Below are 16,236 nucleotides of genomic sequence, written 5' to 3' on the forward strand. Positions count from 1 at the left end.
GTGCAGCTGTATAGGCAATACTTTAAGCGAGGTTAACGCTGTCACTCTTTTAAAGAGGATTTAACTATAGCACTATGATTTTAGACCCATCGCATAAGTGGCGACTAGTGGTTTAATATTTGGCAATTTATCAAAGGCCAACAAAGCCATATTTCGTACCAGCTTAATCGCTGGGTTAGGATGCGTGAAGCCATGTACTACCGCATCACAAAAACGAATCACTCGCTTCTGGTCGGTTTGACGTGCTTTCTCATAACGCTTTAATAACTGTGCATCACCGATATCTGCGCCTTTGAGCACTTGTGCATTTAGCATTTGTGCCAGCACATGCGCATCTCGCATACAGAGATTAAAGCCTTGGCCAGCGACAGGATGCAGAGTATGAGCGGCATTGCCCATAATGACGCAGCGCCCTTCTACTTGCTTATCCGCTAGTACGCGGGTCAATGGATAGGCGCCGCGGCGACCAGCAGCGATAAACTTGCCAGCGCGTTGTCCAAAGGCTTGCTGTAGGGTCTGCAAGAAATGGGCGTCGTCTTCTAAATATCTGGTTTCTTCACCTGTTGGGCATACCCACACGACAGAGCGCCTGTAACCTTGCTGATACTCATCGTTGCCATCGCCTTCTGGATCAGTCAGTGGGAGCACAGCAAGTGGGCCAGCTGGACTAAAACGCTCAATCGCTGCATGCTCGTGTGGCGTATCTGTCTCTACTACGCCGACGATGGCCGTTTGCTGATAGTCATACGTAGTTGTACCGATATCTAGCAATTGTCGTACTGTAGAATCGCGTCCATCACAAGCGACTAATACGCTAGCTTGTAGCTGCTGCTCGTTTTCGGCTTCATCGTTATAATTAAAGCTAAGTGTCACACTATCGGCTTGCTGCTGGACAGTCGTCACATTGGCATTATCTATCAAGGTAATTAATGGCGCTTGCTGTGCGGCTAATAAAAGTTTACGACCCAGCCAAGCGTTTTCGATGACTTGCCCAAATGACTCAACGCGCTCTTCTGCTTTATTTAGCTGCGCGCGCCCAAAGCTGCCTTGCTCACTAATCTGTACAGTGTCGATACGGCAGGCATGGCTCTGTAATTCATCCCACAGTCCAATCTCTTGATATATTTGTACCGTGCGCCGCGATAAAGCCGTATTGCGACTGTCTAAATAATGGCTGCGAGTACTATCATCCGTTGGACTGATGGTTGGATAGCTGTTTTTTTCTAACAAGGTGCTCGCAATACCGTGATGGGCCAATAGCAATGCAAAAGACAAACCAACATGACCACCACCTGCGATAAGCACTTGCTGGTCGGTTATCGCTTCTTTGTTTTTAGATATGCTGTCGAACTTTTTAGGTATGCTGTCAGTATTGGATAAATGTGAATCAGTATCTTGCATCGTGATTTTCCTATTATAATTTTTTGGACAAGCAGTTTATTTATGATAGACAACTGCTCGTCACTGACTTTATTTTATAATTTTTATCATGTCGCTGCTGTTGTTAGATAGGTTGCAGCAACCTATGGTATCGCCCATAGATTACCACAAATTGTCTATTATGCCGTGGTCTTAACAGTAGACAAATCGTTTCTCCACTCTCATCGTAAACGAGGTTTATATTTATAAAACCCAAATATATTAATTTTATTAAAGCACTATCACATGATGGGTAGCGATGAATTATATAGAACTGATAGCAACATCGAATCGATCTATAGAAAATCGCTGTAGCAGTTGCAATCAGCATACAAAAACAGCGTTATCTATCTAATGTATGGCTTGAAATTTAAAAATTCTCTACCATAATGAAGGCAAGACTTTCATTACTTTTATTTACTACCTTCCACAAAAACAACAATAATAACGCCGTCATTTTTATCATCTACAATCTTTTTATCACCTAAACACTGTAATTCCACTAACTATTTTATCTCTGCAACCCGCCACGCAATTAAAACCAAATCATAGCGTCGGGTACACAATAAAAGGATAATCGCTTGACTGATTCCATGAGCCGCCGTATAAAGTTTGAATCATTGACCCCAGCACAGCTAAAAACCGTGCTTGGTGAATATAACAATCACATGAAATATATCCAAGAACGCCTCGATATTAAAATCATGCAGCGCCAAGGCGATTTTTGCCTGAGTGGCGATGTGACCAATGTCGAACGCGGTGAACGTATTATCTACAAAATGGTAGATGAAGCACAGAACACCAAAGACATCAGTGCAGAAGAGCTGCATCTTATCATCCAATCTAGCCTCTCTCGTGATGAAGACATCGAAGAAGACGAACAAGATCACGATGACATGGAATATGATGAAGATTTGGATGAGGCTAGCGAGTTTACGCCCATCAGTTTACGTACACGTAAAGGCCGCATCGTTCCGCGTGGTGGCAACCAACAGCGCTACGTAAAAAACGTCCTGAGCTCTGATGTATCGTTTGGTATTGGGCCAGCTGGTACGGGTAAAACGTATCTAGCAGTGGCATGTGCCGTCGATATGCTTGAGCGTAATGAGATTGAGCGTATTTTGCTAGTACGTCCAGCAGTAGAAGCTGGCGAAAAGTTGGGCTTCTTGCCAGGTGATTTGACCCAAAAAATCGATCCGTACTTACGCCCGCTATATGACGCACTCTATGAGATGATAGGCTTTGAAAAAGTCGGTAAAATGATTGAGCGTCAGATTATCGAAGTGGCACCGCTTGCTTATATGCGTGGTCGTACTTTGAATAACTCATTTGTCATTCTAGATGAAGCGCAAAATACCACGCCTGAACAGATGAAAATGTTTTTGACCCGTTTGGGCTTTGGCTCACGTGCCGTCATTACTGGTGACATTACTCAGGTCGATTTGCCACGTGGTCACAAATCAGGCTTGGCACAAGCAATGGATATTCTAAAGGATATCGAAGAGATTCATATCACAAAGTTTGATTCAAAAGACGTCGTACGACATCAATTGGTACAACAAATCGTTGAAGCCTATGATGTGTTTGATGAAGAACAAATGGCTTTAGAAGAAAAACGTAAGTTTGAACGTATTAAAGAACAAGAGCGTAGACAAGCTGTCGCTAATGCAGCAGCCAATCTGTAATAATCAAGCTAATCACTGAATTACAGTCATTTGCTATAAGCATTTATCTTGCATAAGAAAACCGGATTACTAAAAGTAGTCCGGTTTTTTCTTACTGACAGTTTATTGAATTTAGCTCTTTCGCTACTAGTCGCCCACCAGTAACTTAGCTATAGTAGCCTTTATACATTTTATACATTGGCCTCTATTTATTAGCCAACAATTTAGCGATGAGATAAACAGTGATTGAGCTGCTTTTATGGTAAAAAACTGGCAAATAAATCACCTAGACGATGCAGCATTAGAAACGCATTTATTTATAATAAAAAGGACAGCAATATGAGCCAACCTGACAATACTAATGTCGATGACAAGATCGCTAGCAACCATGCCAGCTTAGCAGCACTTGATATCAGTGCGACCGACAGTATTGATGATGAAATATTAGATACTTTTTATAATCGCGAGCATTTACTATCAGTCATGATGGCGACTTTAGATTATATAGATGGTCGTATTAATACTGGTCTGACCCTACCCTATTTTGCAGATATTGTTCCTGAGCTTTGGCAGGAAAAGTCTAAAACACTAGATATATATATCACTGATGAATTCGAAGGCCGTGCTTTAAATCTAGAAGCACGCGGCAAGGACTATGCGACCAATATTTTGTCTTATCCAAGCGAATTACCTGCAGCCGTCATTGAGCTGATGCCAACATTGCCTCTTGGAGAGCTGGTTATCTGTCATGAAGTGATGGTACGTGAAGCGGCTGAACAGGACAAAACAGTGGCGCAGCACATCAGCCATTTGCTAGTGCATGGCGTGCTACACCTACTAGGTTTTGATCATGAGCTCGGACAAGCTGAACAAGATGAGATGGAGTACTTTGAAATTGATATTTTGGCAGGCCTAAACCTACCAAATCCTTATATCTAAACTAGCACTGCTTCATTAAACAGTCTTCTAACTCTTAGACAGCTATCAATCAATCTTTAGATAATGGCAATTTTTGCGCTTGACCCATTTGGTTGATCATATGATCTAAGCCTTTAACATGGACACTGCGCTGCGGGAATGGAATCTCGATTTTCTCATCATCTAGAGCTTGCTTGAATTGCTCTAGTAGCTCGCATTGCATCGACCACCAGTCGGCATTGGTTGTCCAAACGTTTAGGGTAAGATCGACTGAATTATCGCCTAGATTGGTCACTCGTACGATAGGTTCAGGATCAGTAAAAGCCAATGGGTTATTTCTTGCCAGACTTAACATCACGTCTTTAGCCGTTTTGATATCAGCATCGTAGCCAATACCGACGGTGATATCGACGCGGCGATTGGGTAGCGCTGTATAATTAACCACAGGTGAAGTCGTGATATCGCTATTAGGAATGATGATATCATGATTGTTAATGGTCGTCAGATGGGTATTAACCAAAGTAATCTCAGTCACCGTACCTGTGTAGCTACTAATCTGTACGTAATCGCCGCGTACAAACGGGCGAAACGTCACAATCATAATACCAGCGGCAAAATTTGATAGCTGGTCTTTTAATGACAAACCAACGGCGACAGCGGCACCACCTAAGATCGCAACGACCGAAGTAGTCTGTACACCGACTTTGCTAAGTGCAGCTAAAATCACTACGACCAGTAGCACGCCATACAATAGACGACTTAAAAAACTAGCAACTGTCTCGTCCAGATGGCTACGCGTCATCAAGCGATCGGAAAAAGCGACTGCCTTTTTGGCAAGCCAACGTCCAACGATAAATATAAGTATTGCTAAAGCGACTTTAATGACCAACTCTAGGGCATTGCTCGTTAAGGTAGCGACATCGACGGTAAAACCTAAAAATTCCATACTGACTCTTTATTTTATAGCTGTGTGTTATGAACTTGGGTATCTGTAATGATAAAAAATGGTGCGTTAAGTGTTATTCTTAACAATTGTATTTTCGGTGATATTTTTTCAGCAACTTTATTTTCAGTAGCTTTTTTCTTAGTGCTTGTCTTCTTAGTGCATAAATACATTAACCTTAGTACGTTACTTCGACTGTATCACTATAGCGGTAAGTACGTATCAAGCGCAGCTCGACGATATCGCTCATATCTTCGGTGAATTTACCAAAGGGTGCAGCTTGTCGTACCGACTGCTTGGCCGCTTCATCCAATATCGTAGAGTTCGAGCTTTCAAGCAGTCGAATGGCTTTGATATTGCCGTCGTTACTGATGATAACCATTAGCCGTACTTCGCCCGTAATGCCTTGGGCACGCGCTTGCACGGGATAATGCAAGTTGCCCACTCGCTCGACATGCTCACGGAATGTATTGATATAGTCTGCTGCCGCACCCCGTGTGGTCGAATTACTATCCATCGTCACGACTTTGGATTTGGTTGCGTAGACCTGCTGACGCTGAGATAGCTGAGCTTCTAAGGTGGCAATCTGCTTACGTAGCCGCTCTTCTTGCGCCATTGCATCATCTTGCGCTTGCTCGCTGTCATTATCCGACTCTACAGTGGCCTGACGCCAACTTAACGTCGTACGCAGATAACTCTCTTGATAACGCTGCTGACGTACTTTACGCTGTAAATTAACGATATCTTGAGTCTCACTCATTTGCTCAGCAGACATTGCACTTAACTGATTGTTCTCTTGTCTGAGCTGCTCTTCTATTGTACCGCCGCCCTCTTGTGAAGCGTTGGCAATAAAGTGTGCATCTTCATTGGGCTTCATATTGTCGGTCAGCGCCTTTGCCACATCTTGCATCATAGCAGCTGGGTCTTTTCCCATAGAGAAGCTAATTCCGAAAATAATCAGCACATGAACAGCCACTGCAATAACAATAGCAACAGGCAAGCTTATATCGCGCTTGGGCGCTTGCGCGGAAAAATGATAGCTCTGTGAGTCTTTTATATAGGCCACAATGAATCTCAGCTTGTGAGCACATCAGTACAAAGCACTATTTAACAAGTGTTGTAACGATGGGCATGATTTATACTGGCGCTATCATAACATGACATAGAATTATGTCGCCAGTATAAGCACTGAGACGGCATTTTGACATTTGCCATACAGTATTGGTAACCTTATCCGCTGATTGAAAAACATGCATTTGAGAATATATAAGGCAGACGAAACACTGTCTATACCAAATGAATTGCTATAAAACGCATGTGTTCATTTTGAAGCCACTGTATTTGTTATATACTGCTTTAGCATAATAGCATTAGTAGCACGATACTTTGCAACAATCAGAACTGTGCATCGTGTTGATTAGGCACGGCAGATTATCAAGCAGCACAGTAAATGTAGATTCACTATGCACTAGTATCAGAGGTCAGTTTTTCGCTTTTGCTACCTATCAGTATAAAAATTACTAATGGTCGTAGATATTTAGAAATTATAGATGATTAGCTTTCGTTCAAATTAACGATAGCCTGCAAAGTTTGTTTAGCCATTTTTACGTCACCGATTGAATGACGCGCCCTATAAGGATAATAAGTTTGAGTGACTTTGATAACGTGAATAATTCAGACAATTTTGATGAGTTCTTCGAGAGTATTGGCTATCGTTTTGACGAGTCATTCGGCAGTGGTTGGGAGCGTATCGCCCAATCGGTTAAAGATATCTATAATAAGACGACGGACAAGTTCGAAGATGAGTTGTCATTGCCAGTAGCACAGACTTACGTTAACGATGCATTACAAACATTCGTCACCGACAATGTAAAAGCCATTTTAGAGCTACGCGTCGAGATGCATGATGATTGGTTTCGTTTGTACTGCACTGTCAATGCAGGCGGCATCTATGCTGAGGTGGCAAGTAACTTTAGCTTAGTTCACGTCCAACTCGATCGCAATGTGCAGCGCTTTGTATTTGGTCAGCAAACTTATACCGATATATTAAATCTGCGCTGCGAATCTTTCGTGAAACGCCAAGGAGTCAAACTGGCGATTTGGTTTTATCATAGCGTCCTCAAAAAAGACCCTTTAGGCTTTATTCTGTCGTACGTCAATATTGCTCGCGCAAAAGACGAAGTGATTTATCTCGATATCCATCGTTGGTTAAAAAACAACAAAAAAATTATGAGTACTTTGCACAAGGTACAGATAAATTATGGCGAGCTAGAAGAAGAGCAAATGATTTTGAAGGCTCAAATCAACTATCGTGATTTACTGGCGGCCAGCAGTAACGAAGATATCATCGGTGATGATGATGATCCTGAATTGATGCAAGGCCCTATTAACCCTGTAGACGATGCGACTGAACCAAGCCAAGAGTAAGTCGCTAATGTTTCATCCCATAAGACAATGTTTTATCCCATAAAAAAACGCTGCAGCTTAGAGGTTATTGGCCTTATAGATGCAGCGTTTTTTTATTAAAGTCGTCAACTACCAGTAGTTCTCTACGGCAATATTACCCTCACCGCGGCGATTCATTACTAGTCCCAGTGTCTTTAATGCCTCTTTGGTATCTTCTACCATATCTGGGTTGCCACATAGCATGACATGCGTAGTATCAATATCTAATGCGATACCCGCGCGCGCTTGCAACGTACCCTCTAGCAGCAGCTTCGGCAGACGCTCTGACAATGCACCATCGACAGGCTCACGAGTGACGGTTGGGATAAAGATAAGCTTTGCTGGATTATCAACCAGTGTACCGAAGTCTTCTTGTAGGCTTTCGATTTTCTCAACGTAAGCAAGTTCATCGAGCGAACGTGCGCTATAAGCCAATACAATGTGCTCGTAATCTTCCCATGTCTTTAAATCTTGCAGCATTGACAAAAACGGTGCTAAACCAGTCCCTGTTGCTAGCAGCCATAAGTCTTTGGGCAATGGTTTTTGGTAACGTGCTAACGTCAAAAATCCAAATGGCATCGTATTAAGTAGCAGTTCATCACCCACTTGTAAGTGCTGCAATTGCGACGTAAATGCACCATCAGGAATCACGATAGAGAAAAACTCTATCACCTCATCAAAGGGCGAAGAGACAATCGAATACGCGCGAAAGACATCTTCATTCAATGCGCTATCAGCAGTTTCATCACTTGCATCAGTCTGCTGGTAATATTTTAATTGACTGGGATTGACGCCTAAACGTACAAACTGCCCCGCTGTAAACTTAAAACTATCGGGACGGCTGACGGTAAAGCTAAATAAATTTGGCGTCCATGTGGTTTTACTGAGCACCGTTACGGTTTGAATATTATCACTCATAATTATTCGTCACTTATACTTTATTAAACTGTATTTTTATAAGATATCTTTGATAGGCAAAAGAAGATAAATGCCAAAAAGATAAGCATAAAAAAAGATGCGCCAAGCTTATCATAAAGCTGGCGCATCTTGGTTTTTTAACCGTAACAACAGATAGATCGCAGCGACTTATCTGTTGTATTAACTCAGCGACATTACCAAATGCGAGCCAAACTTGCCCACTCAATCATACTATTTGGCAAGATACCAAAGAATAGAATAATCGCCGTCACAGCAATGACCATGATACCACCGGTACGAATACCCCATTGCCCAGACACGTCAAACTCGATGAGCTGCTTAGGACGTTTGAACAGCGTGAGTAAAACGCGTAAGTAGTAGAATAGACCAATCGCACTGCCCAAGATAATCATCGCAGCCAAGAACCAGTTGGTGCCTTGTACCGCAGCTAAGATAGCAAATAGCTTAGTGATAAAGCCTGCCGTCAACGGAATACCAGCCAATGACAACATCATGATAGTCATGACAGCGGTCAATAATGGACGACGCCAGAATAGCCCTTGATAATGCGTCAACTCATCAGCTTCACCAGATAAGCGATACGGACTCGACATCAACGTCACTACACCAAAGGCACCAATAGAGGTAAAGGCATAAACTGCCATATACATACTAGAGATACTATCAGCGGCCGAGCCAATGCTGACAATCACGATCATCACATAACCCATATGGGCAATAGATGAGTAACCGAGTAGACGCTTGAGACTGGTTTGACGTACTGCCAACAAGTTACCTACCAAGATAGATAAAGTTGCCATGACCATTAATAGCATCTGCACTGATGGCAATGCCAGCAAAGCAGTATCGATTAAGAAACGCACGGCTAGTGCCATCATCGCCACTTTTGATACTGATGCTAAAAAGGTAGCGATAGGCGCTGGTGCACCTTCATAAACATCTGGTGTCCACATATGGAAAGGAGCAGCTGAGAGTTTAAAGGCGATACCAAACATCATCATTGCCGCACCCAATATCAGTAGTGGCGACTCAAAGATATTGCCTAGCACCATGCTGATTGGCTTAAATGCCAGTGAGCCTACTTCTGCATAGATAAAGGCCATACCCATCAGCAACGTCGCTGATGCAGTCGCTGACAATACCAAATATTTCAGTCCCGACTCAAGTGACTGGTTGCGCATGTAAGTATAAGCAAGCAAACCATATAACGGTACTGATAGCATCTCTAGGCTCATAAAGAATGACGCCATATGCTGCGCGCTTACCATGAGTAATGCACCAATGGTCGATAGCAGCATGAGCAAGTACAGCTCTTCTTTATTGTCTTTTAGGTTGGCCAGATACGCATAAGACAGCGTACAACAAGCCAAGGCACAGATAAAAATCACCACCATATTAAACTGAGCAAAGTTATCAATAACAAATAACTGCTCAGCATTTGGCGCGATAGATCCGCTTTCAATCACACCGATCATCTGACCGATCAGGGTAAATAGACCAATGTTTAAGCCTGCCACTGTAATCGTACCAGTGACCATGTGCGAGCGTTTAAAGGTAATCGCGATCATAACCGTCAGTACCGTAATCACTACGGTGATAATCGGCGCGTAAGGCAACAATCCTATCAAATCATTCATCGTAATATCATTCATGACTTAACGTGCCTCCATTACATCAAGCAGCTGCGACGCATCTACCTGTGTCACTTGACTGTATATATATGCGTTATTGATCCACTGCATAGCGTGACTTGAGGTATCAAGGAACGGCTGTGGGTACAGTCCGAGCCATACCAAACCAGCAGCTAATATCAGTAGTAATGACAGCTCGCGCTTGCCCAAATCTTTTAGTTTACGTGCAGGTAAGCCATGTGACTTGGTCTCTCGCTCTGCCAATGCAGCGATGTTGTTTTCACCAAATAACGCGCGATGAATCAAAATCAGTGAATAAAGACCTGCTAATACCAAACTGAATGTCGCAAATACCACAAACACGGGATACTGAGCAAATGAGCCGAATAAAATCATGAACTCGCCAATGAAGTTACCTGTGCCTGGAATACCAAGCAATGCTGCACAGAAGAACATCAGTATCGGTGCGTAGTAACGGAACTGTCCCCACATACCACCCATCAACGTCAAATCACGCGTATGCAGACGCTCATATAGCTGTCCTGCCATGATGAATAGTGCGGCTGAACTCAAGCCATGAGCAAGCATCTGAATCATCAGACCTTGTAAGCTGAGTAATGTACCAGCATAGATTGCCAGTACCACAAAGCCCATATGCGAGATACTGGTATACGCTAGCAAACGCTTCATATCGGTCTGCATAAACGCAAGCCATGCACCGTAGAAGATACCAATCGTACCTAATGTTATGGCTATCGGCGCAAACTCTTGTGACGCTACTGGAAATAGCGGCAACACAAAACGAATCAAACCATAGGCGGCAGTCTTAATGAGCACACCTGCCAAATCCACCGAACCTGCCGTTGGTGCTTGCGCATGCGCATCTGGCAACCAGCCATGAAAAGGTACAATAGGCAACTTCACCGCAAAACCAATGAAGAAGCACAGCATGATGGGATATTCCCAGCCGCCAAGTGACGTACCGAGCAAGTCATTATAGTTAAAGCTGACCACCCCAGTTTGGGCGTAGCTGATAATGACCAATACCAAAATACCGATGAGCATGATAAGCCCAGACGCTTGGGTATAGATAAAGAATTTGGTTGCGGCGTATTCTTTGGTTTTGCCAACCACATCATGACCCCAAAGCGCGATCAAGAAGTAGATAGGAACCAGCATCATCTCCCAAAAGAAGAAGAATAAGAATAAGTCAATGGCCAAGAAAACACCGATGACGCCGCCCAAACTCCATAGCAAGTTTAAATGGAAGAAACCAACACGGCGCTGAATCTCATTCCACGAACAAGCAACGGCTGCCACACCAAGCAACCCTGTTAGGGCCACCATCATCAATGACAAACCATCTAGCGCTAAGTGAAAGCTAATACCAAAACTTGGTATCCATGGCACACTGAACTCCGCGACCCAAGGCACGGTAGCATCTGGTGCAATGACCTGCTGACTCATACCGCTAAAATCACCTTGCTGCCAAAGTACCAATGACAAAGCAAAGGTCAACATCATACCGATCAAGGCAATCCAGCGCGGCAGACGTTTATTAAATCGCTCTACCACCCAGCATAGCAATCCTGCAATAAAAGGAATTGCGATTAATGCTGGTAGCATCCACGTTTGTTGTAACTCAATCATCTTTTACACCACCGTCATCATTACCAGCACCAGCAATACAGCCATACCCAAGCCAAAGCTTGTGGCATAACCTCGAAGAGACCCTGTTTGCGTCGCAGACAATACTTTATTACCTGCTGAAGCCAGCTTAGGTAACAGCAACCACGTTTTATCGATAGGGTCGGCTTTTAATAAGCGGCCGATGAATAAAAAGGGTTTTACGAAAATCACATCATATAGCGCGTCGAAGCCTAGGCCATGGTAGCACCAGTGATATAGCGCCCCACCAATACGTGAGCGCTTAAAGCTAGTAAGCAAGCGACCTTTGTTGACGACATACAATAGTGCGGCCAATATCAAACCTGCTGCCATGGCACCCATCGCGATATACTCTGCGGTATGTTTAGCATGCGCTTGACCAGCAACTTCTAATAGATGGCCAACGCTCTCTGGCAATACACCATCTAATGGCGGTGTAATCCAAGCACCAACTGCTGTAGATAGCACTAGCAACACGGTTAAAGGCAACCAATACGACACACCTGATAGCTTATGAGCATGGGTTTTCTCTTCACCAAAGAAGATAATCCAAATCATACGGAACGTATAAATGGCCGTTAAGAACGCACCAAATACACCCATATAGAATAACACTAGATGACCTGTAGCATAGGTTTCCCAAAGAATTGCTTCTTTAGAATAAAAACCAACGGTAACCCAAGGTATGGCAGCGAGCGCACCACCACCGACGATATAACACCAAAATACCAATGGTATCTTTTTACGTAGACCACCCATCTTAAAGATATCTTGCTCATGATGTACCGCAAGGATGACCGCACCTGATGATAAGAACAGCAATGCTTTAAAGAAGGCGTGCGTCATCAGATGGAAGATTGCCCCTTGCCATGCCCCCACGCCAAGTGCTAAGAACATATAGCCAATTTGACTCATGGTCGAATACGCAAGAATACGTTTGATGTCTGTTTGCGCGAGTGCACAGAATCCAGCAACGACCAACGTCAATGCCCCTACGCCGCCAACCCAATACAACAAGATACCTGGGGTCAGCTCAAACAATGGATGTAGACGGGCGATTAAATAAACACCTGCTGTAACCATCGTTGCAGCGTGAATCAATGCCGATACTGGTGTTGGACCTGCCATCGCATCAGCAAGCCATGTATGTAGTGGCAACTGCGCTGATTTACCCATCGCGCCACCAACGAGCATCATGGTCGTTAGAATCATCGTTGGATTGTTAATATCAAACACTTCCGGAGCGCGCGTAATAATCTCTTGAATATTAAGCGTGCCAAATTCGCGGAATAATAAAAACAAACCAAAGGCTAAGAACACATCACCCACACGGGTGACGGTAAAGGCTTTCATCGCCGCCCGACCATTGGCTCTGTCATGATAATAAAAACCAATGAGTAAGTATGAACAGATACCGACGCCTTCCCAACCGAGATATAGCAAGAACAGGTTATCTGCCAAGACTAGCAATAGCATGCTGGCCACAAACAAGTTCATATAGCTAAAGAAACGAGCAAAGCCAGTGTCGCCTTTCATATACCAAGAGGCAAACAGATGAATCAAAAAGCCAATCCCAGTGATGACACCTGTCATGGTCAATGCAAGACCATCAAAGCTCAAACCGAAATGTGGCGCAAAATCGCCAACTTGAAACCATGTCCATAGCGGAACTTCAATTACCGTTCCAGCTGGATTGGTGGTCAAAAAGGTATAGCTAACCACTAGCGTGCATAGTGCTGATAACAGCATGCTACCCACGCCAACAATCGCTGCGACCATCTCTGATAATTTGTCGCGCATAAAGGCTAAAATCAAAAAGCCAATGAGCGGGAATATAAAGGTTAATGGTAATAAACTCATGACATCATCCTTTCATCTCATTGGCGCTATCGACATCGAGATGCCCACGCTGATGATAAAAACGCAATAATATTGCCAGACCAATTGACGCTTCAGCCGCGGCCAAGGTCAAAATAAAGATAAACATAATCTGTCCGTCTGGATCGACCCAGCGACTACCTGCTACTACAAATGCCAATGCTGCCGCATTCATCATGATCTCAAGACTCATTAGCATAAACAGGAAGTTACGTCGTACCATGACGCCGCACAGACCGATAGCAAATAAAATACCTGCCAAAATCAGTCCATGGCTCATGGGTATCATGCCCAGCACATTTTGCGCCTCAGCAACTGGCTGTACTAAGCCTGCCACCTCGTGGGCAAACGGCACGTTTGACACATCTTGTGCCACGCTTGCTGCTAGTACCATTAGTCTGACTCCTTGCGCGTAACTTTATTCGCACCTACTTGACTGCCTGCCCTCGTACCTACCTTCATACCTACATAGTCATGCGGGTCAACATCTTTATATTCATAAGGCTTAGCCATTTCTACGCCATCATGCTTTGTAAGCGTACTATCATTGTCGTATTGTTTGATACTGCCTACACTTGGCTTGAAGTTTTGGCTATCGTTACCGATGACCTCGTCATCGACTGTCTCTTTACCTAAATGATAAGCGGCGACCAAGGCTGCTAATAGTAGCAATGCTGCTACTTCAACCAGCATAATGTATTTGGTAAATAGCACCGTACCGACTGCTTTGGCAGAGATAGTCGTGCCACCCATCATAACGGCTTCATCATGATTAAGACCAATCATCGCATATAGCACAACCGCGATAATAATCGTCAATCCTGTCGGTATCGCCCAAGTTCCTGCATCGAGCCAACGCTCTTCGCGCTCGTCATTACTCATGCCCAAATTAAGCATCATAATAACGAAAACAAATAGCACCATAATGGCACCAGCATAAACAACAATCTCTAATGCTCCTGCAAACGGCGCACCTAATACAAAAAATATCCCAGCAATTGCTAACAACGACACAATCATCGATAAGATAGCATGCACTGGATTGGCCTGAGTCACTACGCGCAGACTGGCAAATATTGCCACTGCTGCAAGTGAATAAAACCCAGCCAGTTCAGGATGGTTCAAAATACTCATCATGGTAGCAAGCTCCTTAGATCAATCGGTGCAGACTCATTTTGTGCTGCGCCTTTTGGTTTATCTGCTACCGCCATACCTGTCACACGATAATAGTTATAATCAGGGTATTTACCTGGTCCTGAAATGAGCAAATGCTCTTTTTCATAGACCAAGTCTTGGCGCTTATATTCACCCAGCTCAAAATCTGGGGTCATTTGAATCGCTGTCGTTGGACAGGCTTCTTCACACAATCCACAAAAGATACAGCGTGAGAAATTGATACGGAAAAACTCTGGATACCAGCGGCCGTCTTCACGCTCAGCTTTTTGTAATGAGATACACCCTACCGGACATGCCACCGCACACAAATTACAAGCGACACAGCGCTCGTCTCCATCAGGATCACGTGTGAGGACAATACGTCCACGAAAACGCGGCGGTACAGGTACCGGCTCTTCAGGATAAAGGATGGTATCACGCGGTCTGAGCGCATGACTATTGACCATCCACATGCTGCGGACAATGGTAAATATACCAATGACGGTCTTTTTTATGGTAGTAAACATGAGATTATTATCCTTATCAGCTTTACCCTAGTTCATCAGTGATGGCTAGTAATGACTATAACGTTGGGGAAAAGATCAAAATGACCGCAGCAGTAATCAATAGATTGATTAAGGTTACGGGCAGACATACTTTCCAGCCAAAGTTCATCACCTGATCATAACGCGGACGCATGAGTGAGCCTCGAGCCAAAACAAACATGGTCATAAAGAACAGCGTTTTAATCATGAACCAAAAAGCTGGTGGAATAAATGGAATATCTAAATTGAACGGCGCAAGCCAACCGCCAAAGAACAAGCAAGTCATCAATGCAGAAATCAAGACAACGTTGACATACTCACCAATAAAGAACATACCAAACTTCATGCCAGAATATTCAACATGATAACCTTCAGCCAGTTCTTGCTCTGCTTCTGGTTGGTCAAATGGATGTCTGTGAGTGACGGCTACACCAGCCACGACAAAAGTTAAGAATCCGAAAAACTGCGGAATGATATACCAGCCGTCTGCTTGTGCTTCGACAATGGCGCGCAAGTTAAACGAACCTGTCAAAGCAACAACGCCCATCAACGACAAACCCAGAAACACTTCGTAACTGATCGTCTGTGCTGCTGAGCGCAAACCACCGAGTAGTGAGAACTTGTTGGCAGAAGCCCAACCACCGAACATCACTGCATAGACAGCAATACCTGCCATAGCAAAGAAGAATAGAATACCGATATCCCAATCAACCACGCCAAGCGTTGGCGAGATAGGAATGATGGCAAATGAGGCCAAGGCAGTAAACATTGCGACCGCAGGTGCCAACGTGAACATAAACTTATCGGTAAAGTTTGGTGTCCAATCTTCTTTAAAGAAGATTTTGAGCATATCGGCGACTAACTGCAATGAACCAAAAGGCCCAACACGGTTTGGACCATAACGATCTTGCCATAAGGCCAGCATACGGCGCTCATAGATAATCATCATCGCGGCAACCAATACTACGACCAAAAAGATGACTAAAGACTGACCCACCAAAAACAGAATAGACCAAGTATCAAAACTCATG

14 protein-coding genes are annotated in these 16,236 nt (G+C 43.9%); 3 read left to right on the top strand and 11 right to left on the bottom strand.

Annotated elements, in window-relative coordinates; translation table 11 throughout:
* Positions 1–72: 72 nt before the first annotated feature.
* On the bottom strand, positions 73–1,401 hold the full coding sequence (locus CXF62_RS03680; RefSeq protein WP_102092963.1) for a UbiH/UbiF/VisC/COQ6 family ubiquinone biosynthesis hydroxylase: 1,329 nt from the start codon (positions 1,399–1,401) through the stop codon (positions 73–75).
* Between the two features lie 599 nt (positions 1,402–2,000).
* Between CXF62_RS03680 and CXF62_RS03685 the strand changes: the two genes are divergently transcribed.
* Entirely contained in the window at positions 2,001–3,104 is a 1,104-nt protein-coding gene (locus tag CXF62_RS03685) for a PhoH family protein (protein WP_179798643.1), read from the top strand.
* Positions 3,105–3,422: 318 nt separating this feature from the next.
* The gene (gene ybeY / locus CXF62_RS03690) at positions 3,423–4,022 is read left to right on the top strand and encodes an rRNA maturation RNase YbeY (RefSeq protein ID WP_102092964.1); all 600 of its coding nucleotides are present in this window, start codon (positions 3,423–3,425) and stop codon (positions 4,020–4,022) included.
* A 49-nt stretch (positions 4,023–4,071) separates the two neighbouring features.
* On the opposite strand, the gene CXF62_RS03695 is transcribed toward ybeY, so the two are convergent.
* On the bottom strand, positions 4,072–4,947 hold the full coding sequence (locus tag CXF62_RS03695; protein WP_102092965.1) for a mechanosensitive ion channel family protein: 876 nt from the start codon (positions 4,945–4,947) through the stop codon (positions 4,072–4,074).
* A gap of 175 nt (positions 4,948–5,122) precedes the next feature.
* Entirely contained in the window at positions 5,123–6,010 is an 888-nt protein-coding gene (locus tag CXF62_RS03700) for a TonB family protein (protein ID WP_102092966.1), read from the bottom strand.
* 581 nt (positions 6,011–6,591) lie between these two features.
* On the opposite strand from CXF62_RS03700, the gene CXF62_RS03705 reads away from it, so the two are divergent.
* Complete coding sequence (locus CXF62_RS03705; protein WP_227676866.1) at positions 6,592–7,371, top strand: hypothetical protein; 780 nt, start codon at positions 6,592–6,594, stop codon at positions 7,369–7,371.
* A 108-nt stretch (positions 7,372–7,479) separates the two neighbouring features.
* Here the strand turns inward: CXF62_RS03705 and CXF62_RS03710 are convergent, their stop codons facing one another.
* The 8 genes from CXF62_RS03710 to nuoH form a co-directional block, all read right to left on the bottom strand.
* Entirely contained in the window at positions 7,480–8,307 is an 828-nt protein-coding gene (locus CXF62_RS03710; RefSeq protein WP_102092968.1) for a ferredoxin--NADP reductase, read from the bottom strand.
* Between the two features lie 194 nt (positions 8,308–8,501).
* Positions 8,502–9,980 (bottom strand): NADH-quinone oxidoreductase subunit N, encoded by a 1,479-nt coding sequence (locus tag CXF62_RS03715; RefSeq protein WP_102092969.1) that lies wholly within the window; start codon positions 9,978–9,980, stop codon positions 8,502–8,504.
* 3 nt (positions 9,981–9,983) lie between these two features.
* Positions 9,984–11,609, bottom strand: a complete 1,626-nt coding sequence (nuoM, locus tag CXF62_RS03720) for an NADH-quinone oxidoreductase subunit M (protein ID WP_102092970.1) — start codon at positions 11,607–11,609, stop codon at positions 9,984–9,986.
* Between the two features lie 3 nt (positions 11,610–11,612).
* The gene (gene nuoL, locus CXF62_RS03725; protein WP_102092971.1) at positions 11,613–13,487 is read right to left on the bottom strand and encodes an NADH-quinone oxidoreductase subunit L; all 1,875 of its coding nucleotides are present in this window, start codon (positions 13,485–13,487) and stop codon (positions 11,613–11,615) included.
* A 4-nt stretch (positions 13,488–13,491) separates the two neighbouring features.
* On the bottom strand, positions 13,492–13,800 hold the full coding sequence (gene nuoK / locus CXF62_RS03730; RefSeq protein ID WP_025653102.1) for an NADH-quinone oxidoreductase subunit NuoK: 309 nt from the start codon (positions 13,798–13,800) through the stop codon (positions 13,492–13,494).
* Positions 13,801–13,898: 98 nt separating this feature from the next.
* Positions 13,899–14,642, bottom strand: a complete 744-nt coding sequence (nuoJ, locus tag CXF62_RS03735) for an NADH-quinone oxidoreductase subunit J (RefSeq protein WP_102092972.1) — start codon at positions 14,640–14,642, stop codon at positions 13,899–13,901.
* Complete coding sequence (gene nuoI / locus CXF62_RS03740) at positions 14,639–15,187, bottom strand: NADH-quinone oxidoreductase subunit NuoI (protein WP_010198902.1); 549 nt, start codon at positions 15,185–15,187, stop codon at positions 14,639–14,641. The genes nuoJ and nuoI overlap by 4 nt, the downstream gene beginning before the upstream one ends.
* Before the next feature lie 55 nt (positions 15,188–15,242).
* On the bottom strand, positions 15,243–16,235 hold the full coding sequence (nuoH, locus tag CXF62_RS03745; RefSeq protein ID WP_179798733.1) for an NADH-quinone oxidoreductase subunit NuoH: 993 nt from the start codon (positions 16,233–16,235) through the stop codon (positions 15,243–15,245).
* Position 16,236 lies beyond the last annotated feature (1 nt).

Source organism: Psychrobacter sp. MES7-P7E, from assembly GCF_002863645.1.
In the GTDB taxonomy this organism is placed as follows: domain Bacteria; phylum Pseudomonadota; class Gammaproteobacteria; order Pseudomonadales; family Moraxellaceae; genus Psychrobacter.